The organism is Xanthomonas sp. F14 (assembly GCF_014199865.1).
The window spans coordinates 344,950-363,903 of sequence record NZ_JACHOM010000004.1 but is presented as its reverse complement, the minus strand read 5'-3'; the positions used below and the strand labels follow the sequence as shown (position 1 = coordinate 363,903).

Annotated in this window: 20 protein-coding genes; 7 read left to right on the top strand and 13 right to left on the bottom strand. The window is 67.1% G+C overall.

Annotation, left to right across the window (positions count from 1 at the left end):
* Positions 1-106: 106 nt before the first annotated feature.
* A complete protein-coding gene (locus tag GGR73_RS20370) occupies positions 107-241 on the top strand; it encodes a hypothetical protein (RefSeq protein ID WP_257998493.1) in 135 nt (44 codons plus the stop codon).
* 133 nt (positions 242-374) lie between these two features.
* Here the strand turns inward: GGR73_RS20370 and GGR73_RS15630 are convergent, their stop codons facing one another.
* Genes GGR73_RS15630 through poxB form a run of 3 tightly spaced genes read right to left on the bottom strand, consistent with a single transcriptional unit; the run spans position 375 to position 4,904 of the window.
* Positions 375-1,721, bottom strand: coding sequence for a sigma-54-dependent transcriptional regulator (locus GGR73_RS15630; protein ID WP_184457766.1), 1,347 nt, complete (start codon positions 1,719-1,721; stop codon positions 375-377).
* The gene (locus GGR73_RS15625; RefSeq protein WP_054592045.1) at positions 1,706-3,148 is read right to left on the bottom strand and encodes a sensor histidine kinase; all 1,443 of its coding nucleotides are present in this window, start codon (positions 3,146-3,148) and stop codon (positions 1,706-1,708) included. The genes GGR73_RS15630 and GGR73_RS15625 overlap by 16 nt, the downstream gene beginning before the upstream one ends.
* A gap of 46 nt (positions 3,149-3,194) precedes the next feature.
* Positions 3,195-4,904 carry a ubiquinone-dependent pyruvate dehydrogenase gene (gene poxB, locus GGR73_RS15620; RefSeq protein WP_181100850.1) on the bottom strand — a complete coding sequence of 570 codons (1,710 nt, stop codon included), beginning with the start codon at positions 4,902-4,904 and terminating at the stop codon, positions 3,195-3,197.
* Positions 4,905-5,267: 363 nt separating this feature from the next.
* On the opposite strand from poxB, the gene GGR73_RS15615 reads away from it, so the two are divergent.
* Positions 5,268-5,864 carry an OmpO family porin gene (locus GGR73_RS15615; protein ID WP_016904049.1) on the top strand — a complete coding sequence of 199 codons (597 nt, stop codon included), beginning with the start codon at positions 5,268-5,270 and terminating at the stop codon, positions 5,862-5,864.
* Between the two features lie 273 nt (positions 5,865-6,137).
* On the opposite strand, the gene GGR73_RS15610 is transcribed toward GGR73_RS15615, so the two are convergent.
* From GGR73_RS15610 to GGR73_RS15585, 6 genes are all read right to left on the bottom strand, one after another.
* On the bottom strand, positions 6,138-7,163 hold the full coding sequence (locus GGR73_RS15610; protein ID WP_026064544.1) for an NAD(P)H-dependent glycerol-3-phosphate dehydrogenase: 1,026 nt from the start codon (positions 7,161-7,163) through the stop codon (positions 6,138-6,140).
* A gap of 15 nt (positions 7,164-7,178) precedes the next feature.
* Positions 7,179-7,694: a protein-export chaperone SecB gene (gene secB / locus GGR73_RS15605; protein WP_016903394.1), complete on the bottom strand. Its 516-nt coding sequence runs from the start codon at positions 7,692-7,694 to the stop codon at positions 7,179-7,181.
* Between the two features lie 110 nt (positions 7,695-7,804).
* A complete protein-coding gene (locus tag GGR73_RS15600; protein ID WP_016903395.1) occupies positions 7,805-8,242 on the bottom strand; it encodes a rhodanese-like domain-containing protein in 438 nt (145 codons plus the stop codon).
* Positions 8,243-8,318: 76 nt separating this feature from the next.
* The gene (locus tag GGR73_RS15595) at positions 8,319-8,741 is read right to left on the bottom strand and encodes a hypothetical protein (RefSeq protein ID WP_184457969.1); all 423 of its coding nucleotides are present in this window, start codon (positions 8,739-8,741) and stop codon (positions 8,319-8,321) included.
* A 28-nt stretch (positions 8,742-8,769) separates the two neighbouring features.
* Complete coding sequence (locus GGR73_RS15590; RefSeq protein ID WP_024940488.1) at positions 8,770-9,240, bottom strand: YiiD C-terminal domain-containing protein; 471 nt, start codon at positions 9,238-9,240, stop codon at positions 8,770-8,772.
* A 138-nt stretch (positions 9,241-9,378) separates the two neighbouring features.
* Positions 9,379-10,188, bottom strand: coding sequence for a glycosyltransferase family 25 protein (locus GGR73_RS15585; RefSeq protein ID WP_184457764.1), 810 nt, complete (start codon positions 10,186-10,188; stop codon positions 9,379-9,381).
* A 95-nt stretch (positions 10,189-10,283) separates the two neighbouring features.
* Between GGR73_RS15585 and GGR73_RS15580 the strand changes: the two genes are divergently transcribed.
* From GGR73_RS15580 to GGR73_RS15570, 3 genes are all read left to right on the top strand, one after another.
* Positions 10,284-11,177, top strand: coding sequence for a uroporphyrinogen-III synthase (locus tag GGR73_RS15580; RefSeq protein ID WP_102250749.1), 894 nt, complete (start codon positions 10,284-10,286; stop codon positions 11,175-11,177).
* A gap of 103 nt (positions 11,178-11,280) precedes the next feature.
* Positions 11,281-12,258 carry a uroporphyrinogen-III C-methyltransferase gene (locus tag GGR73_RS15575; RefSeq protein ID WP_102580133.1) on the top strand — a complete coding sequence of 326 codons (978 nt, stop codon included), beginning with the start codon at positions 11,281-11,283 and terminating at the stop codon, positions 12,256-12,258.
* On the top strand, positions 12,255-13,520 hold the full coding sequence (locus tag GGR73_RS15570) for a heme biosynthesis protein HemY (protein WP_104569296.1): 1,266 nt from the start codon (positions 12,255-12,257) through the stop codon (positions 13,518-13,520). The genes GGR73_RS15575 and GGR73_RS15570 overlap by 4 nt, the downstream gene beginning before the upstream one ends.
* 184 nt (positions 13,521-13,704) lie before the next feature.
* Here GGR73_RS15570 and GGR73_RS15565 read toward each other — a convergent pair whose 3' ends face one another.
* Together GGR73_RS15565 and GGR73_RS15560 are read right to left on the bottom strand one after the other, a co-directional pair.
* Entirely contained in the window at positions 13,705-14,247 is a 543-nt protein-coding gene (locus GGR73_RS15565; protein ID WP_184457762.1) for a hypothetical protein, read from the bottom strand.
* A gap of 122 nt (positions 14,248-14,369) precedes the next feature.
* Positions 14,370-15,665, bottom strand: a complete 1,296-nt coding sequence (locus tag GGR73_RS15560; RefSeq protein ID WP_024940494.1) for an acetyl-CoA C-acetyltransferase — start codon at positions 15,663-15,665, stop codon at positions 14,370-14,372.
* Between the two features lie 88 nt (positions 15,666-15,753).
* On the opposite strand from GGR73_RS15560, the gene GGR73_RS15555 reads away from it, so the two are divergent.
* On the top strand, positions 15,754-16,638 hold the full coding sequence (locus GGR73_RS15555) for a hypothetical protein (protein ID WP_184457760.1): 885 nt from the start codon (positions 15,754-15,756) through the stop codon (positions 16,636-16,638).
* Positions 16,635-17,072, top strand: a complete 438-nt coding sequence (locus GGR73_RS15550) for a VOC family protein (RefSeq protein ID WP_184457758.1) — start codon at positions 16,635-16,637, stop codon at positions 17,070-17,072. The genes GGR73_RS15555 and GGR73_RS15550 overlap by 4 nt, the downstream gene beginning before the upstream one ends.
* 254 nt (positions 17,073-17,326) lie before the next feature.
* Here the strand turns inward: GGR73_RS15550 and GGR73_RS15545 are convergent, their stop codons facing one another.
* The gene (locus tag GGR73_RS15545) at positions 17,327-17,974 is read right to left on the bottom strand and encodes a superoxide dismutase family protein (RefSeq protein ID WP_024940497.1); all 648 of its coding nucleotides are present in this window, start codon (positions 17,972-17,974) and stop codon (positions 17,327-17,329) included.
* A 49-nt stretch (positions 17,975-18,023) separates the two neighbouring features.
* Positions 18,024-18,623, bottom strand: coding sequence for a superoxide dismutase family protein (locus GGR73_RS15540; protein ID WP_039516513.1), 600 nt, complete (start codon positions 18,621-18,623; stop codon positions 18,024-18,026).
* Between the last annotated feature and the right edge of the window lie 331 nt (positions 18,624-18,954).

Here is an 18,954-nt window from a genome sequence, read left to right as displayed (position 1 = left end):
ACAGCGAATCCGTTGTTTTACAAGGGTTTTGTGTCTGCACGCGCGCGGACAGTCGTCTGCGTTTCATCCACCACTGTCCGCTTTGCAGACACTTTGCAGCTCGGTTGTGCGTCCGACCCTGCAAGACAAGAATGTGCCGGGCACGCTCGTCGGCGGGGTGCGCGTGCCGATGTCCGGGCTGGATTTCGAACGCGTGGTGCTGCGCTTTCCGGCTGCGCCGGTTGCTGGTGGAAGGCCGTAGCCAATGCTGCGAGTGGCAGCGGCGACATGCAACCAACAGGTGCGCATGACAACAGGTGCACGTGCTGCTGTGCGCGTATTGCGTCGTGACCGAAGCGGCAGCCTGCAGACATCGCGTCCGGTGATCGCTGCGCCTACTGCAGGCCGTACTCATCGAGCTTGCGGTACAGCAGCTGGCGATGAATGCCGAGCCGGCGCGCGGCTTCGGCGCGGTTGCCGCCACTGTGCGCCAAGGCGTCCTGGATCATTTGCTTTTCCAGCCGCGCCACCGCCTCGGGCAAGCTGCCTTCCGGTGGCGCTGTCGTCGTGTGCTGCTCGGCATCGTACTCGAGCGCGTCGTCCAGATCCGCGGCAACGATGCTGTGGCCGCGCACCAGCAGCTGGCTGCGTTGCATGACGTTACGCAGCTCGCGCACGTTACCGGGCCACGGGTAGGCCAGCAGCCGCGCTTGCGCGTCCGCCGACAGCGCGCGCGCCGCGCCTTCGCCGCTGCGCAGGAAATACTGCGCAAGCAGCACGATGTCCTGCCCGCGTTCGCGCAGCGGCGGCAGTTCGATCGGCACCACATTGAGGCGATAGCGCAGATCGCTGCGGAACTGTCCTGCCGCCACCCACGCCGCCAGATCGCGATGCGTGGCCGCCAGCACGCGCACATCCACCTTCTGCGCGCCGCGCCCGCCCAGCGGCGTCACTTCGCCTTCCTGCAGGAAGCGCAACAACTTGGCCTGCATCGGCAGCGGCATGTCGCCGATCTCGTCCAGGAACAACGTGCCGCCATCGGCCTCGCGAATCAGGCCGATGCGGTCGCTGGTCGCCCCGGAAAAGGCGCCCTTGCGATGGCCGAACAATTCGCTTTCCATCAACTCCAACGGGATCGCCGCACAATTGACTGCCACGAACGCCGCATCTGCGCGTGCGCTGGCGCGATGCAGGGCGCGCGCGACCAGCTCCTTGCCGGTACCGGTTTCGCCGGTGATCAACACCGGCAGATCGGAAGCTGCCGCCAGCCCGATGCGTTTATGCACGGTACGCATCGCCGGACTGTGGCCGACCAGGCCGTCGTCGTCGTCGGGTGGTCCGCTCGCTGCGGCATCGGCATCGGCATCGGCATCGGCGCGACTCGCCAATGCACGCTCCACCACCTCGACGATATCCGCACGCCCCACCGGCTTGACCAGGTGATCGAACGCACCCAGCGTCATCGCTTCGATGGTGTTGCCGCTGGAGGCGTACGCGGTGAGCATCACCAGCGGCACCTGGCGCGCGCGGGGATCGTCCGCACGCGCACGCAGCACCTGGATTCCGTCCATGCCGGGCATGCGGAAGTCCACGAACGCCAGGTCGATGCCGCCCTCGTTCAGGCGCAGCAAACCATCGGCGCCGTTGTCGACCGCGACCACCGTATGGCCGAGCGAGCGCAGCGTTGCCTGCAAGGTGGCCAGAAACGCCGCATCGTCGTCAATGATCAGGATGCGCGCCATGGCAGCTCCAGAATGAAATGGGTCATACCGTCGGCGTGTGCATAACGCACCTGCCCGCCATGTGCACGGGCGATCTCGCGCACCAGCGCAAGCCCCAGGCCATTGCCGTCGGCGCGACCGCTGACGAACGGCTCGAACAATTGCGAAGCGATGGCATCGGCGATGGCCGCGCCACGATTGCTCACCCGTAGCTGCAGCAACCCATCGCTGGCGCTGGCCTCCAGTGTCACCGCGCTGCCTGCATCGGCGTGCTGGAGCGCGTTGCGCAGCAGATTGTGTACGGCACGGCCGAGCTGCTGCGGATCGAGCATCCACTGCAGCTGCGCGTCCGGGACGCGCAGCTGTGGCGCCGGCGCGCCCGGCGGCAGCATGGCAGGATCGAGCAAGCTCGCCAGCCAGTCCTGCACCACCACCGTCTCCAGCTGCAGCCGGATCGGCTGCACCATGCCGAGCAGGCTTTCGACCACCCCATCCAGGCGACGGATCTGCCCCAGCATCAGCTCAGCGTGCGCGGCATCGTCCGGCGTGCCCTGGCGCGTGGCGATTTCGTTCTCCACGGCCAGGCGCATCGTGGCGATGGGGTTGCGAATCTCATGCGCCACCGTGGCGGTCAGGCGCCCGAGTGCGGCCAGCCGCTCGTGCCGTGCCAGCTCGTCGGCCAGCCGCCGCGTCTGCGCCAAGGCCTGCGCATTGCGCTGTGCGTAATCGCTGACCGCAGCGCCCAGCCGGTCCAGCTCGGGTGCGCCGGTGACCGGAATCTGCGGAAGTTCGGTATCGGCGGCCAGCGCCTGCTGGATGCGCTGCAGGCGCTGACTCCAGCGCCGCACCACCACGCCCAGGGCAATCGCCGACATTGCCACCATGGCGAAGATCAGCAGCATGCCGATCGCCAGTGGCCGCCAGGCATCGGAGGTGCTGGCCGGCACCCGCGACATGGTCCAAGCGGCGGTTCCCGCGGCCAATGGGCAGGCACTGATCAACACCACTTCGCGGCTGCCGTCGCGACGAAAATCCACGGCCTTGTTGCCCACCGCACTCTGCCGCGCGGTACTGACGATCGTGGTCCACTCGGCGGCCGGGATATCGGTCTTGTGATCGCTGCCGTCGTAGGTGGGATAGGCGTAGGCAACGAATCCCTTGTCGAGGTTCCACACCCCGCCCTCCACACCGGGCGCATCGGCCAGCACCAGTTGCACCACCACCGCGGCCAACCCGGCGCCGTTGTCGCCGCTGCGCGCCGCCTCGCTCGCGCCGGCGTAGCGCTGCACGATGCGTGCGCATTGCGCGGTCAATTGCTGGCGCGCATCGTCCAGTCGCACGCCTTCGGTCTGTCGGTACAGGCCATACAACATCGTGGCCACGCCCACGCAGGCAGCCAGGATCACCACCCAGATCAGCAGCAACTGGCGTAACAACGAACGAGGCATGCGAGGGTCCGGTAAAGACGTGCAGTTTCAGAACGCGGTAACTGTGTCAGCGCATGTTGGTCTTGACCAGATCGATCACCTCGTCGCCACGCCCGCTCATCACTGCCTTGAGCAGATACAGGCCCATGCCCTTGGCCTGTTCCAGCTTGATTGCCGGCGGCACCGCCAGTTCCTGCGTGGCGATGCGCACATCCACCAGCGCCGGACCCGAATGCGCGAAGGCCTGCCGCAACGCCCGCTCCAGTTGCGCGGACTCATCGACCCGGATGCCCAGGATGCCCATCGCATTGCTCATCGCTGCGAAGTCCGGATTGCGCAACTCGGTGCCGGTGTCCAGATAGCCGGCGGCCTTCATTTCCATCGCCACAAATCCCAGCGAGGCGTTGTTGAACACCACGATCTTCACCGGCAGGCGCAGCTGCGCCAGCGAGATGAAATCGCCCATCAGCATCGCAAAACCGCCATCGCCGGACAGCGCAATCACCTGACGGCCCGGATACGCCGACTGCGCACCCAGCGCCTGCGGCATCGCATTGGCCATCGAGCCGTGGTTGAACGAACCGAGCAAGCGGCGTTGTCCGTTCATGCGCAGGTAGCGCGCGGCCCACACCGTCGGCGTGCCGACATCGCAGGTGAATACCGCATCCTGGTCGGCGATCTGGCTGATCATGCGCGCCACGAATTGCGGATGCAGCGGCTCGCCTGGATCGGCCGGCACCGCCAGATCGTCCAGTCCCTCGCGCGCCTTGCGATAGTGCGCCAGCGCCTTGTCCAGGAAGTCGCGTTTCTCGCGTCGCTGCAGCTGCGGCAGCAAGGCGGCGATGGTTTCGCCCACATCCGCTGCGATGCCCAGCTGCAACGGCGTACGCCGCCCCAGCGCGCTCGGGTCGCGGTCCACCTGCACGATGGTCGCGTCCTTCGGGTAGAACTGCCGATACGGGAAATCCGTGCCCAGCATGATCAAGGTGTCGCAGTTGAGCATTGCGTGGTAGCCGGAGCTGAAACCGATCAGGCCGGTCATGCCGACATCGAACGGGTTCTCCCACTCCACGTGTTCCTTGCCGCGCAAGGCATGCACGATCGGCGCGCCCAGGGTGTCGGCCAATGCCACCACCGCATCGTGTGCGCCCGCGCAGCCGCTGCCGCACAACAGCGTGATCGCTTCGCTCTGCTGCAGCAGCGCGGCCAGTTGCTGCACATCTTCGGGAGCCGGCAGCACGCGCGGTTGGCGCAGTTGCGGCCAGGCCGTGGGGATGTGCTTGTCCACTTCCAGCAGTGCGATATCGCCGGGGATCACCACCACCGCCACGCCTTGCTGCAGGATGGCCGCACGCATCGCGCGGTGCAGCACCTCCGGCAGCTGCGCCGGATTGGTTACCAATTCCACAAAGTGACTGCACTCGCGGAACAGTTCCTGTGGATGCGTCTCCTGAAAATAGTTCAGCCCGATCTCGGACGAGGGGATATGCGCGGCGATCGCCAGCACCGGCTGGCGGCTGCGATGACAATCGAACAGCCCGTTGATCAAGTGCAGGTTGCCCGGCCCGCAGCTACCCGCACACACCGCCAGCTTGCCGGTCACCGCCGCTTCGGCACCGGCAGCGAACGCGGCCACCTCTTCGTGGCGCACGTGCATCCATTCGATCGTCTGCATCTCGCGCAAGGCATCGGTCAGGCCGTTGAGGCTGTCGCCGGTCAACCCCCAGATCCGCTCCACCCCCGCGCTCTGCAGCGTCTCGGCCAGAAACCGCGCCAACGTCTTTTTCTTCGCCACGATGCAGCTCCACGCTTGTTCGACAAGCCTGGCATGCTCCCAGTCACAGTGTCAGCGCAATGTGCTTGCACGCCGCGAACGCGTAGAAATCACTGGAAAACAGCCATTCCTATACATGCGCATCACATCCACGCGATGTAACCGCCAGTGCATCACGCTTTGCGCGTGCGCTACGCGCATTGCAATTTGATGACAAGGAAGCGGAGCTGAACTGGGCGCGATGATTCATGGACCAGTCAGTCCAAAATTCATGTCGCGTTCCATCGAATAACGGAGAATTTACATCTCGGCAGCGAACGGCATCCGCCTCAGCGCCGGCCCAAACCATAAGTACAGGTATCGATCATGAAGAATTCCCTGCTGGCCCTCGGCCTTCTCGCAGCCCTGCCGTTTGCGGCCTCCGCTGCTGAAAACCTCTCCTACAACTTCGTCGAAGGTGACTACGTGCGCACCCCGACCGAAGGCCGCGACGCTGATGGTTGGGGCGTGAAGGCGTCCTACGCCGTCGCTCCGAACTTCCACGTGTTCGGCGATTACAGCAAGCAGAACGCTGACGACAACGACAACGTGTTCGAAAGCTCCAACTCCGACTTCCAGCAGTGGGGCGTCGGCGTGGGTTACAACCAGGAAATCGCCACCAGCACCGACTTCGTTGCCCGCGTTGCCTACCGCAAGCTGGACCTGGACACCCCGAACATCAGCTTCGACGGTTACAGCGTTGAAGCCGGCCTGCGTAACGCCTTCGGCGAGCACTTCGAAGTCTACGCCCTGGCTGGCTACGAAGACTTCTCCAAGAAGCGCGGCATCGACATCGGCGACAACTTCTACGGCCGCCTCGGCGCCCAGGTCAAGTTGAACCAGAACTGGGGCATCAACGGCGACATCCGTATGGATGGCGACGGCAACAAGGAATGGTCGGTCGGCCCGCGCTTCAGCTGGTAAGCCGCACGTTTGACTGCAACGCGACTCTCTCTCCCGCGTTGCATTGGAAGCCCGGTCCCCCGACCGGGCTTCTTTCTTTTGGGCGATCGGCTGGCGCTGCGCACATCGCGCTATAGCGGCATGTGCGCGATGCGGCTGCTGTAGAAGCACGGTCCCGCGCGCTCGAGCGGCTACAGCTTGCCGCCAACCTTTGCGATCGGCAGCAACAAGAAGCCCGGCAATGCCGGGCTTTTTGTTGGTGTCTACGCAGCGCGTCAACGCGCGATACCACGATCAGGTGAACAAGGTCTGCGGGTACTCGGGCTTGCGCTCGCGTGCCAGCAATTCCTTCAGGCCTGCTTCCGGGGTGATCTCGCCATGCAATACCGCACGCACGGCGTTGGAGATCGGCAGCTCGATGCCGTGATGCTCGGCCTGACGCATGACTTCATCGGCGGTCTGCACCGATTCCACCACCTGGCCAATCTCGCGGATCGCATCGTTCAGGCTCTGTCCGCGTCCCAAGGCCAACCCCAGCCGTCGGTTGCGCGACAGGTCACCGGTGCAGGTGAGCACCAGATCGCCCAGACCCGCCAGGCCCATCAATGTCTCCGGCCGCGCACCGATCGCCGCCGCCAGGCGCAGCATCTCGTTCAAGCCGCGCGTGATCAGGCCGGCACGGGCGTTGAGGCCCAGCTGCATGCCATCGGCCACGCCGGTGGCCACCGCCAGCACGTTCTTCATCGCACCACCGAGCTCGGCGCCCACCATGTCATCGCCCGTGTAGGCGCGGAAGGTGGGGCCATGCATGGCATCGGCCACGACCTGCGCAAAGGCCGCATCGTCGCCATGCACGGTGATGGCGGTCGGCAGGCCGAGCGTGACTTCCTTGGCGAAGGACGGCCCGGTCACCACGGCCAGCGGAACGCCGGGACCGAGGATGTCGCGCGCCACTTCGTGCAGGAACCGCCCGGAACCGGGCTCGAAGCCCTTGGTCGCCCACGCAACGCCGGCACCGGCCGGACGCAACGGGGCGATCAACCGGATCGTCTCGGTGAATGCATGCGAGGGCACCACGACCAGGATCCAGCCAGCATCGGCAATGGCCAGTTGCAGGTCGGTGGTCGCGCGCAGGCTCTCGGGCAGTGCAATCCCCGGCAGATAACGTGCGTTTTCGTGGGTGCGGTCGATGGTATCCACCATCGCCGCATCGCGTCCCCAGAGCACGGTCGGGTGACCGTGCCTGGCGAGCAGCGCGGCCAGGGCCGTGCCCCAGGAGCCGGCGCCGAGAACGGCGATCTTCTGCGTCGAATCGCTCATCGGCGCACGCAAGGCTTAGGCGTTGCCAGCCGGCTCGGAATCGGCCAGCGAGGTGCCTTCGCCCTGCGAACGCTGGCGCAGGGTCTCTGCATACAGCGCTTCGAAGTTGATCGGCTGCAGGTAGAACGGCGGGAAGCCGCCGGCCTGGATCAGGTCGCTGACCAGGGTGCGCACGTACGGGAACAGGATGTTCGGGCACTGGGTGCCGAGCAGCACGTCGATCGCCTGCGGCTCCAGGCCGACCAGGCCGAACACGCCGGCCTGCTGCACTTCGGCCACGTAGGCGGTCTTGCCACCGGCGGTGCAGGTCAGGGTCACGGCCAGCACCACTTCGAAGGCGTTGTCGTTGAGGCGCTGCACCTTCTGGTTGAGGTTCAGCTGCAGCTCGGGCTGGTTGGCGTCATTGAAGACGGACGGCGCGTTCGGCGATTCGAAGGAAACGTCCTTGACGTAAATCTTCTCGATGGTGAAAGCGGGGCCAGCAGCGGCGTCGGCCGGCGCAACCGCGCCGTTGATGATTTCGTCGGACATTCCTAACTCCAGAAACGGTTCGGTGGATGCAGCGTTGAATGATGCAGACGTGAAAGTGCGAGTCTCTCACGCCAGCAATGGGGACTTGCCCGGCGCCTCACAAGGTGCGGTCAGGCGCGGCCCTTGACCAGCGGCAGTTCGGCCATTTGCCAGGCGGCCACGCCGCCATCGAGCCAGTAGACCTGCTCGAAACCGGCTTTCTTCAGCGTCTTGGCCGCGCCTGCGGAGGCATTGCCGTTGCGGCACACCACCACCACGGGCGAGGACTTGGCGTTGGCGAGCAGCTTGCCGGCCGGGTCGAACTTGGCCAGCGCCACGTTGCGGCTGCCGGCGATGTGGCCTTTTTCGAAATCGGCGGTCGGCGACAGGTCGATCACCAACGCGTTCTCGCTGTTGATCAAACGGGTCAGCTCGGCCGGCTTGAGTGCGCGATACCCACGGAACAGGCGCGCGACCTCGGTGACGATCAGGGCGATGGTCAGGCCCACCAGGGCCAGTGACAACATGGGGTTGCGGCCGACAAAGGCCTGCAGCTCTTCGAAATTCACGGGGTCAGGGTCAGTCAAGCGGGCGGGAATTGTCGCACAGCTGGCGCGTGCGACGGCCAGGCACCGGCGGCACGGGCTACTGGCCCTGCCACAGATCGGGCAGGCCGCTGGCCAGCCACCAGCGTTTGCGCTCGGCGTCCCAGCGCCACAGCTCGATGCTGCGCACCAGCCGCTCGGCCTGGGTATTGCGGTTGATCACCCGCAACTCGACCTCTCGGCGCAAGTCGCCGTTGCCATCCTCGCCCACCCGCAGCTCGCGGTAGCCGGAGATCTGCACCTGTTCGTAGCGCGAGCGTTCCAGATCGCTGAGCGGATGCGCCTGGGCGTAGGTCGGCTCGACAAAGCCCTGCGCGGCATCGAAATCGCTCCAGCGCACGGCAGCGGTGTAGGCGGCCTGAGTGGTTTCCAGCGCGCGTGCCTGGGCACGGCTGCCGGCAGACGCCACCCCGCTGACGATCGCCAGCCCGAGCAACAGCATTGCCCCGATCACTGCACGCATGCGCATTCCCCCAAGTCCAGCGCGCATCCTACCGTTTTGGAAACGCCACGAAGCGCCCGCTCAGGGTGGCCGCCGCCGCCCCGGACCCCAGCGCGATCTGCGCACGCATGCCGATGCGCGCCTTGCCGCGTTGCCGGAAGGTGGCCAGGAATGCCTCCCAGCTGCCGAGTTCGGACGGCTCGGCATTGGCCACTAGGTCCTCGTAGACCGGGGCGACGTAGCGCAGCTGGCTGTCGGCCACGTAGACATCGGCGCTGTGCCCAGCCAGTTGCAGTTGCAGCGTCAGCCAGCCCCAGCTGGCCAGCGTCATCAACGAGGCCAGGCTGCCGCCGAACGCATTGGCCTTGTCGTTGACGTTGGCCTGCAGCGGCGCACGCAAGCGCAATGCGCCGTCATGCAAGCCGTCGACGGCAATGCCCATCGACAGGACCGGCGGCATGGCGACGAACTGTTGCTGCAGCGACTGCAGGGCGGATGCGAGCGTGCACGAAGGAGTCATCGGCGAAGGCTGAAAGACGGCGAAGGGCGGCATCATGCCGCAATGTTCCGCGAGCGTCTTGTGCACTGGAATGACATGCGGTACCGCATGGTGAACGCGTACGGCATCGCGTCGCCGCACGCCTGGGTCTCGCCCGGCTCAGGGCGCGAACACGACCTTGCGATAACCCTGCGCCACCCGCAGCAACGCGGTGGCCTTGGCCTTCCAATGCGCGCTGCGCTGCCTCTGCACGTGCGTCAACGGCGCATCGATGGTGCTGGTGAACACGATCTGCTCCGGAGCGGCGTGGAAGAACTTGTCCTGGATGCAGGCCGCCGGCGCCAGCTGATAGGTGGACAGCTGCTGTGCGACCGGCGATTCATTCCAGCCGAACAGGAAAATGTCCGCCATGGTGTGCGAGCGTGCGTCGGCCGCGAGCAGCAGGCGCGCCGCATCGCGGCTGAGAATCAGCGCTCCGGCGCAGACCGGCCAGCAGTGTTGGTGGGTCGAGGGACGCACCAGGCGCAGCTGCCGGCCACCGACCTCGGCGACCTCGGCATCGAGCTTGATGCGGTTGTAGGACGGCTCCAGCCGCACGATGCTGTTGCCGCCCGGCAGCCACTCGCTGCTGCGCAGCAGCGCCGGCAGCGCGTCGGACAGATGCATGTCGTCTTCGAAGATGGCGGTGTAGGCGTCGTCGGAGTCGGCTGCGATGCGCCACGCGGCCTGATGGCTCAGGAAGCACCCGATGTTGGAGGCGGTCCACTTGCGCGGGCCGGTGCTGAAGGCATCCCCGGAGCCTTCCAGCGGCCGCTCGCGTGCGAAATCGGCAATCTGCGCAGGCGTCAGGGTGGCGCCATCGACTGCGGGAATCCGCTCGAACGGCAGGCCCAGCGCGTGGAACCGCGTCGACATCGCCTGCAGGCGCTCGCCGCTGCGCTGCATGTTGATGAGGTAGGACTTGATCACGGCGCCACTCCAGCTCGATCGTCGTGGCGGATCGTGGGCGGTAGCGGTCATCGGCACAGACCCGGGGACGAGGTTCTGGCCGCAGAAACGCAGGCATGGCGTCGAGCAGGCACGCAAAGGCCAGACAGCGCGCGAGGATCGAATCGCTGCCAGCGCCAGCGCAGCGCGCAACACCCGCCCCCGATAACGCACGGCTCTCGCATAATCACTGGATGACACCTCCCACCCCAGCTGCCAACGTCTGGACCCTGATTTCGCTGCGGCCCAGCGGTGAACACGCGCCGCTGCGGCGGGCCGCCACGCGGCACGGCGGACGGCTGCTGGCGCTGTCGCCGTGGCGGCTGCAGACCAACGACACCCCGCAGGCACGCGCTGCATTGCGGCAGGCCTTGCATGCGCCGATCGCGGTGTTCACCAGCCCGGCCGCAGTGCACGCGGCGCATCGCCTGGCGCCGCTGCAGCGGCCGGCGCAGGCGCAGTGGGTGAGCGTGGGAGACGGCACTGCGCGCGCGCTGCAGGCCTGCGGCATCGACACGGTGATACGCCCCGCGCGCATGGACAGCGAGGGCCTGCTCGCATTGCCGCTGTTCCGGCAATCGCTGCAGGCCGTTGGGCTGATCACCGCCCCGGGCGGGCGCGGCATGCTGGCGCCGGCCCTGGAGCAGCGGGGCGCCCGCATCCTGCGCGCCGATGTCTATCAGCGAGTGCCGTTGCGCCTGCGCGCATCGGCAGTGCGTGCCCTGGCGAACGCGCTGCCCGCTAGTGTGCTGGCGCTGAGCAGCGCCGAAGCGCTGACGCTGGTGCTGCAGCAACTGCCCGGACCGCTGATCGACGCCTTGCGGCAACGCCCGCTGGTGGCCTCCAGCGAGCGCATGCTGCAAGCCGCACACGCCGCCGGCTTCCAGCATGCGGTGCGCGCTGCGGGTCCCTTACCCGAGCAATTGGCCGCTGCCGCCGCCGCGATCGTGACACCATCGCGACCTTGCTGAACTTCGAACTCAAGCACGGCTTGCGGCTGTCTGCCGCTGCACGCCATGCTGTGGCAGATGACTGCGGCACCTGCACCCGTCGTGACCGCGCGAGGATGGACGAATGACCGAAATGCCCGCTTCCACGCGACGCTTTCCCTTGGCATGGCTGCTGCTCGTCGTCGCCCTGGCCGCCGTGGGCGTGGCGCTGTTCTTCGGTTGGCGCGCATGGCAGGGCTATCAAAGTGCGCAGCTGCAGGCCGCCGAGGCGCAGCAGCAGCGCTGGGATGGCACGCAGCAGATGCTGGAGACCTTGCGCCGCGACCAACGCCTGGCCAACGAACGCCTGGCGGATGCGGCAGCCACCAACCGCGTGCTGCGCGACGAGATGCTGGGCCTGAGCCAACGCAGCGCCTTGCTCGAAGAAACCGTGCAAAAGCTTGCCGATCCCAACCGCCACGGTGCACAGGCGCTGCGGCTGGATGAAGTGGAACTGCTGCTGCGGCTGGGCCAGCAGCGGCTGAGCATCGCCGGCGACGCCGACGGTGCGCGCCGCGCCTACGCACTGGCCAATGCCGCGCTCAATGGCATCGACGATCCCGGCTATCTCAACCTGCGCCAGGCGCTGGTACAGGAACGCGACGCGCTGGATCGCCTGGGCGCCGGTCCGCAGGCGCAGGCGGGCCACACCCTGGACCAGTTGGCCGGCGACCTGCTGCGCCTGCCCGAACAGACCGCTCAAGAGAGCGAAGCAGCGCAGCCGTGGTGGCAGAAAGCACTCACACCGCTGGTGGACATCCGTCCCAGCCGTGGCGATGCGCTGCTGACCGGCGGCGATCGCCACGCCGCGCGCGACGCCTTGCAGATCGAGGTCAGCCTGGCCCGCGCTGCGGCCGAGCGCGGCGATGCCGCCGGCTTTGCGCAATCGCTGCGCCGGGTGGACACCTGGACCACCCGGCTGTGGCCGGATTCACCACAACGTCGCCAGGCACGTACCCGCCTGCGCACGCTGCAACAAGCGCCACTGCGTCCGCGCCTGCCGGAACTGGGCACCACCCTGCTGCAACTGCAGGCCATGCGTGAAGGGAGATCCACCCAATGAAAGTGTTGCGTACCGTCTTGATCCTGTTGGTTGCCGTGGCGCTGGGCGTGCTCGGTGCGCAATGGCTGTCGCATCAGACCAGTTACGACCTGGGCAATGTGGTGGTCAGCGTCGGCGGCAACGACTACCGCGCCGCCATGCCGCAGGCGCTGCTGATCCTGGTCATCGCGCTGCTGGTGCTGTGGCTGGTGTGGACGCTGGTCAGCCTGCCGTTCCGGGTCTGGGGCAAGTACCGCCGCAGGAAGGGCCGCGCCCGCCTGATCGAAGGCCTGCGCGCAGCCGATCACGGCCAGTGGCAGCGTGCCGAGCGCCTGTTGGTCAACGCCAGCGAGGATGCGGAGGTCAGCGGCATCGCCCTGGCCAGCGCAGTGCGGGTCGCCGATGCACGCGGCGACGAAGTGGCGGCGAACGCGCTGGCCCAGCAATTGGCAGAGCGCGACCCCACCGCGCATGCGTTGCTGCAGGGCGAGCGGCATCTGGCGCGGCAACGCCCGGTCGAGGCCATCAATGCGCTCGATCATGCCAACGCCCAGCCGCTGCCGGCGCGCGGCCTGCTGCTGCGCACGCACGCCCTGGCGCAGATCGGCCGCGCCGACGAGGCTTACGGCCAGCTGGGCGCATTGCGTCAGCAGGCGGTACTGGCACCGGAGGCCTACAGCGCCCTGGAAGCGACGCTGGCCGAGCAGACGCTGTTGCAGGCCGGCGATGCCAATGCCCTGGCCGAACGCTGGGAAGCGCTGCCCAAACCGCTGCGTACCTATCCTGCGGTGGTAGGCGCCTATGCACAGCGCGCCGCGGCGCTGCATTGGGACGACGCGGCAGTGCACAGCCTGGAGCAGGCGCTGGACACGCAGTGGGACGAATCGCTGGTGCGCCTGTACGGCGTGCTGGCGTTGGAAAAATACGATTCGCGCCGCGCCAGTGCGCAGCGTTGGCTGGCCCAGTACCCGGACAGCCCGGGCCTGTTGCTGACCCTGGCGCGCCTGGCCCGTCACCAGCAGCAGTGGTCGCAGGCCGAAGAGTTCCTGCATCGCGCGGTGGCCAATGGCGCGGGCAGCGAGGCCTGGGAAGAACTCGGCCACGGCTTTGCCGCCGCGGGGGATCTGCTGTCTGCACAGCATTGCTACGCCAACGCCCTGCGCGCCGCACGCGGCGAGCCGGTGCACGAGGGCTTGCCGCAGCAATCGCTGCACGGGCCGATCGTCTCGGCGTATGCCACGCCGCCGGCCGATCCGCTCGCACCGGACGATCGCGTGCTTTGACCTAAGGTCTGATCGCCGTTGCGGCGATGCGTGGACTCACCATCAGCCCCGGCATGTCCGGGGCTTTTGGTTTTCTAGATCAGGGCAGAAGCGCCGCCGGCAACGTTTGCCGGCCCGTCCTCACGTCCGCGGGGATGGCAACGCATGGACGTTACAAAGCTATCTGCAAACATAGCGGCGCAGATCACCCATCGCGCGATTCCCGGGGCGGCGCTGGCAATGCGCGCAAAAACGCGTCACAGGCACCGAAATAACGTGCCTGCTCGTGATCGACCGATTGCGCCGACAGCACGCGCGAACCGCGCCTGCCGATCAACAGCATCGCCGCCATCACACCGGCACCGGTCAGCCAGCCTGTCGCACCACCGATCCACAGCACCCTCACCAGCAACGGCACGATCGACGCCATCGCGATGGCGACACACCGCACGCGGCGGCGCTCATGCCACGCGCACAGGCTCAGCACGTGCGCACTGCGCTTGCGCAGCACGATGGCCAGGATCAGATACGGCAGCACCCCCATCAATAGGGTCAGATAGATCGCCGGGTGATGCCAATGGAAGATGTAGCGGCGCGGCGAGATGTCCGCCGCCGCATTGCACTTGACGCAACGCGGCGGCAGATCGGCGCCCGGCGTGCACACCAGCACATCGCCCTCGCGCCACACGGCGCCGTGCGTCGGAGGCAGATAAAGCGTAGGGGGCTCGTGTGAATCAACGTTCGACATCCATGCGTCCTTGCAGGTTGGGGATTCGGGATTGGGAATTGGGGATTCGTAAAATCAGGAGTCCGCAGCTGCTTTTGCGAATCCCCAATCCCGAATGCCCAATCCCACGCTGCGCAGCAGCGTCAGCGCTCGACGATGGCCACCACGCCCATGCCGCCAGCGGTGCAGATCGAAATCAATGCACGGCCGCCGCCACGTTCTTCCAGTTGCTTGGCGGCGGTGGCCACCACGCGTGCGCCGGTGGCGGCGAAGGGGTGGCCGGTGGCCAGCGACGAGCCCAGCGGGTTGATCTTGTCCGGGTCGATACGGCCCAGCGGCGCTTCCAGCCCCAGGCGATTGCGGCAGTAATCCTCGCTTTCCCAGGCGCGCAGCGTGCACAGCACCTGCGCGGCGAAGGCCTCGTGGATTTCGTAGATGTCGAAGTCCTGCAGGGTCAGGCCCTGACGCGCCAGCATCTGCGGCACCGCAATGGTCGGCGCCATCAACAGGCCTTCGCCATGCACGAAATCCACCGCCGCCACCTGCGCATCGCGCAGATAGGCCATCGGAGTGTGGCCATGCGCCAGCGCCCAGGCTTCGCTGGACAGCAGCACCGCGGCCGCGCCATCGGTGAGCGGGGTGGAATTGGCCGCGGTCAGCGTACCGCGGCCGGAGGTCTTGTCGAAGGCCGGACGCAGCGTGGCCAGCTTTTCCAGCGAGGTGTCGGCGCGCAGGATGTTGTCGCGCGAGACGCCGCGGAACGGCGCGATCAGCGTGTCGAAGAAGCCGCGCTCATAGGCAGCGGCCAGCTTGTGGTGCGAGGACACCGCCCATTCGTCCTGCGAATCACGCGAGATGTTCCATTCCTTGGCCATGTCCTCGCAGTGGTCGCCCATGCTCTTGCCGGTGCGCGGCTCGGCCACGCCGGGGAATTCAGGCTTGAGCTCGCTCAGCTTGAAGCCGCGCAGCAGGGCCTTGAGCTTGTCACCGGTGGCCTTGGCGCGGTTGGCGGCCATCAGCCGCGCGCGCAGCTTCTTGCCGTAGACGATCGGCACTTCGGAGGTGGTGTCCGAGCCGCCGCCGATGCCCGAATCGATCTGGCCCAGCGCGATCTTGTTGGCGATGGTGATCACCGAATCCAGGCTGGTGCCGCAGGCACGCTGCAGGGTGATGCCCGGCGTCAGCGGCGATAGCCCGGACGACAGCGCCGCCTCGCGGGCCAGGTTCCAGTCCGAGGAATGCTTGATCACCGCCCCCATCGCCACTTCGCCCAGTTGCTGCCCGTGCAGCCCGAAGCGCTCGACCAGCGCGCCCAGCGTGCGCACCGACATGCCCAGGTTGCCCACGTCCGCATAAGCGGTGTTCTGACGACAGAACGGGATACGAACGCCGCCCAGAATGGCGACGGGACGGGCTGCGGGCATCGGTTGACCTGGCATGGAGGACTCGGGGACATGGCCTGCACAGGGCCGGCAGGCATAATGGCCGCAGTGTAGCTTCGACCCCGTGATGGGCCAACCGCGAATCATGAGCAAGACCGAACACGGCGTGACCGCCATGGGTGTGATGGCGCTGGAATTGACGGGCGGCACCGCCCCCGAGCGCGGCGCCCTGGCGCCCGAGCAAGCCGGCATGCTGGCCGAACGCATCGGCCGCGACCTGGCGCAGTGGATCCCCGAAGTCCGCGCGCTCGAGCTCAGCGTGGCAATGGCGCACTTCGACCCGGCCGAAGTGCTGCGGCCGGGCTGGCCGCTGCATCGCCGGCTGGACGAGCTGCATGCGCGCGCCCCCGGGCGCGACCAGGGCCCGCGCGTGCTGGCGTTCGGCGCCGATGCGCAGGGCGAGATCCCCCTGCCCTTCCAGGCCGACGCACAGCTGACCGGCGGCGGCCTGCGCGTGCTGCCGTTCCTGCTCTCCGGCGATCCGCAGATCGTGGCGACGGTGGCCGATGCGATGGAAGAAGTGCTGCTGGCCCAGGGCATGGCGCAGGCCGATACCGCGCTGCTGGCGCAGGAAAGCTTCGGCGCACGCATCGAACACGCGCGGTATCTCACCGCGAACGATCTGGCGGCGATGATTTCCATGCAGTACGACAACCAGGGCCTGGCCCCGTTGTGGCCGCTGATCGAAGCCGCCCTGCTGGCGCCGCATACCGAAGAGTGGCTGGAACAGCCGCCCGAGCCGGTGCTGCGCTATGTCGAGGGCGAAGTGCGCATCGCGCTGTTCGACCCGGCCGGCTGGTGCGATTACTACGCGCACGACCGCGAGAATTGCGAGCGCCTGCGCGGCGTCTACGAACAATTCCTCTCGCGTCAGCGACAGATGGCCGCAGTGCTGGAAGCGCATGGCCTGCCGGTATTGTACGTGCATGTGGAACCGGGCCAGGATCCGCGCCAGGCATTGGCCGCGTGAGCCAGACGCCGGCTTCCACAGCGCCGGCGTTGCAGGGCGTACTGGAAACCGGCGTGTATGTGGCAGACCTGGAACGCGCATGCGCGTTCTATGCCCGCGTACTGGGACTGGCAGCCATGTATCGCGACACGCGCATGGCCGCGTACGCAATCGCACCCGGGCAGGTGCTGCTGCTGTTCCTGCAGGGCAGCACCGCCGCCACGGTCACGCTGCTGGGCGGCACGATTCCGCCGCACGATGGCAGCGGGCGCGCGCATTTCGCATTTGCCATCGCCACCGATGCGCTGGCTGGATGGGAGGCACATCTGCAGGCCTGCGACGTGCCTATCGAGGGCCGCACGCAATGGCCGGGCGGCGGGCACAGCCTGTACTTCCGCGATCCGGATGCGCATCTGCTGGAGCTGGCGACGCCGGGGCTGTGGCCGAATTACTGAGTGCCGATGACGCGGGTCTTGCGCAAGCGATCGACGTTGGTCGCCTGTGCGGTGCGCCCGGTGTGCGGTGTATCGACGGTTTGAGATGTACCGACAATTCAACAGGAAGCATGCAGCGCGCGACATGCGGCGTGCCGGATGCACTAGCGTCGGCACGCCGCAGGACCGGATCGCTCCCCCACCGTAGCCCAGAAACAACAACGCCGCGGTAATCGATCACCGCGGCGTTTTGCCTGGCTGCTGGCCTGTCCTGCTTACTTGGCTGCAGCTGGGGCGTTGTCGGTGGTGATCACACCGCAGGCCAGACGGCCGCCGGCGTTGCCGGTGGGCTGGGTTTTGTAGTCGTCGGCATCGGCGTGCACGATCACCGCGTGGCCGGCGATATCGAACTGGTCGGCCTTGCCCAGATTGACGTTGCTCGACACCGGGCCATCGATGCTGGCATTGCCCTGCGCATCGGCCTTGATGTTGGGCATGTCGCCGCCGTGGTGCGGATCGGCACTGACGGCGCCGTGATCGGACTGGGCCGGGTTGAAGTGGCCGCCGGCGCTGCTGCCGTCCGGTGCGCTGCAATCGCCCTTTTCGTGGATATGGAAGCCGTGTTCGCTGTCGGGCTTGAGGCCACTGAGCTGGCCGGTGACGCGCAGCGCGCCGTCGACGATCTTGAAGCTCACCGTGCCTTTGACGTCGCTGCCCTTGGTCGGCTTGAGCTCGGCGGTGGCGGTGGTGGTGGCCGCCGCTTCGGTGACCATGGACGCGGCGTGCTCACCGCCATGCGCCGCTTCGGCCGCTGCGCCGGCCTGCGGTGCGGGTGCAGGATCGGCCGGAGCGGGTTCGTCGCGCTTGCACGCGGTCAGCACCAGCGCGGTGGCCAGGAACAACGTCGTTGGAAGAATGCGCATGAGAAAACTCCTGTAGAAAGGCCGCAGCTGCAGCCAGGGGTGCCCCGACTCAGGGCTGCGAAGGGGGTGTGCGCCACTGGGTGACGCGGATGACGCCGCAGGCCAGACGTGCGCCGGCGTTGCCGCTGGGTTGGCTGCGATAGTCGTCGGCGTCGGCATGCACCACCAGCGACTTGCCGACCACGTCGGTGGGCGCGGCATCGCCCAGGGTGATGCCGGCAACGATCATGTCCAGATGCGCGACACCTTCGGCATCGGCACGCAGATTGTCCATGTCGCCAGCGTGGTGGGGAGTGTTGCCGGCACGTCCGTGCGCCGCACCGGTCGGATTGAAATGCGCACCGGCACTGCTGGCGTCGGCGGCGCTGCAATCGCCGCGTTCGTGCACATGAAAACCGGCCACGCCGCCCGGGCGCAGGCCACCGACCGTGCCGGTGATACGGATGCCTTGCAGCGCAGGGACCAGCACCACCCGACCGCTGACCAGGCTGCCCGATGCCGATGCCAGCGCCGCTTCGGCCTGCTGGACCGGACGCACGGGCACCACCCGCGCCGCCGGGGGCGGTGGTGGCGGAGGCGGTGGCGTGCTGCTGCAGGCGGCAAGCGCCAGCGCGGTGAGGGCAACGATCGTGGACGACCGGTAACGCATCGAGCTGTTCTCCTGATCAGGCTGGAAACCTATGCGGGCGCATGTTCACATGTCATGAAATGCGCCGCTGGCAGCACAGGAGTTTACGGGGTTGGTGTGGATGGTCGGGTTGTTGGAGGTGCGGGTCGATGGGATGTGGGTTGTTGGGATGGTGTGCGAAGCGCCGAGTACACGTGTCGTGAGCTGCTTGGACGATGGCGTCTGCACGTTAGAACTGCGATGGCGTCATCGAGCGCAAGGACGCGGCGGCGCGTCCCTGATCAACGCTTGCCGCGGGCAGTGTCGGCAGCCTCAGCTCGATCGAGGCACGGCGGAATAGATGCGCGTGCAG

What these genes read in the sequence shown, in the direction of transcription:
- GGR73_RS15630 (WP_184457766.1), bottom strand. Translation starts at nt 1,721, where the DNA reads ATGGCGCGCATCCTGATCATTGACGACGATGCGGCGTTTCTGGCCACC.
- GGR73_RS15625 (WP_054592045.1), bottom strand. Translation starts at nt 3,148, where the DNA reads ATGCCTCGTTCGTTGTTACGCCAGTTGCTGCTGATCTGGGTGGTGATC.
- GGR73_RS15615 (WP_016904049.1), top strand. Translation starts at nt 5,268, where the DNA reads ATGAAGAATTCCCTGCTGGCCCTCGGCCTTCTCGCAGCCCTGCCGTTT.
- GGR73_RS15610 (WP_026064544.1), bottom strand. Translation starts at nt 7,163, where the DNA reads ATGAGCGATTCGACGCAGAAGATCGCCGTTCTCGGCGCCGGCTCCTGG.
- secB (WP_016903394.1), bottom strand. Translation starts at nt 7,694, where the DNA reads ATGTCCGACGAAATCATCAACGGCGCGGTTGCGCCGGCCGACGCCGCT.
- GGR73_RS15595 (WP_184457969.1), bottom strand. Translation starts at nt 8,741, where the DNA reads ATGCGTGCAGTGATCGGGGCAATGCTGTTGCTCGGGCTGGCGATCGTC.
- GGR73_RS15590 (WP_024940488.1), bottom strand. Translation starts at nt 9,240, where the DNA reads ATGACTCCTTCGTGCACGCTCGCATCCGCCCTGCAGTCGCTGCAGCAA.
- GGR73_RS15580 (WP_102250749.1), top strand. Translation starts at nt 10,284, where the DNA reads ATGGCGTCGAGCAGGCACGCAAAGGCCAGACAGCGCGCGAGGATCGAA.
- GGR73_RS15575 (WP_102580133.1), top strand. Translation starts at nt 11,281, where the DNA reads ATGACCGAAATGCCCGCTTCCACGCGACGCTTTCCCTTGGCATGGCTG.
- GGR73_RS15570 (WP_104569296.1), top strand. Translation starts at nt 12,255, where the DNA reads ATGAAAGTGTTGCGTACCGTCTTGATCCTGTTGGTTGCCGTGGCGCTG.
- GGR73_RS15565 (WP_184457762.1), bottom strand. Translation starts at nt 14,247, where the DNA reads ATGTCGAACGTTGATTCACACGAGCCCCCTACGCTTTATCTGCCTCCG.
- GGR73_RS15560 (WP_024940494.1), bottom strand. Translation starts at nt 15,665, where the DNA reads ATGCCAGGTCAACCGATGCCCGCAGCCCGTCCCGTCGCCATTCTGGGC.
- GGR73_RS15555 (WP_184457760.1), top strand. Translation starts at nt 15,754, where the DNA reads ATGAGCAAGACCGAACACGGCGTGACCGCCATGGGTGTGATGGCGCTG.
- GGR73_RS15545 (WP_024940497.1), bottom strand. Translation starts at nt 17,974, where the DNA reads ATGCGCATTCTTCCAACGACGTTGTTCCTGGCCACCGCGCTGGTGCTG.
- GGR73_RS15540 (WP_039516513.1), bottom strand. Translation starts at nt 18,623, where the DNA reads ATGCGTTACCGGTCGTCCACGATCGTTGCCCTCACCGCGCTGGCGCTT.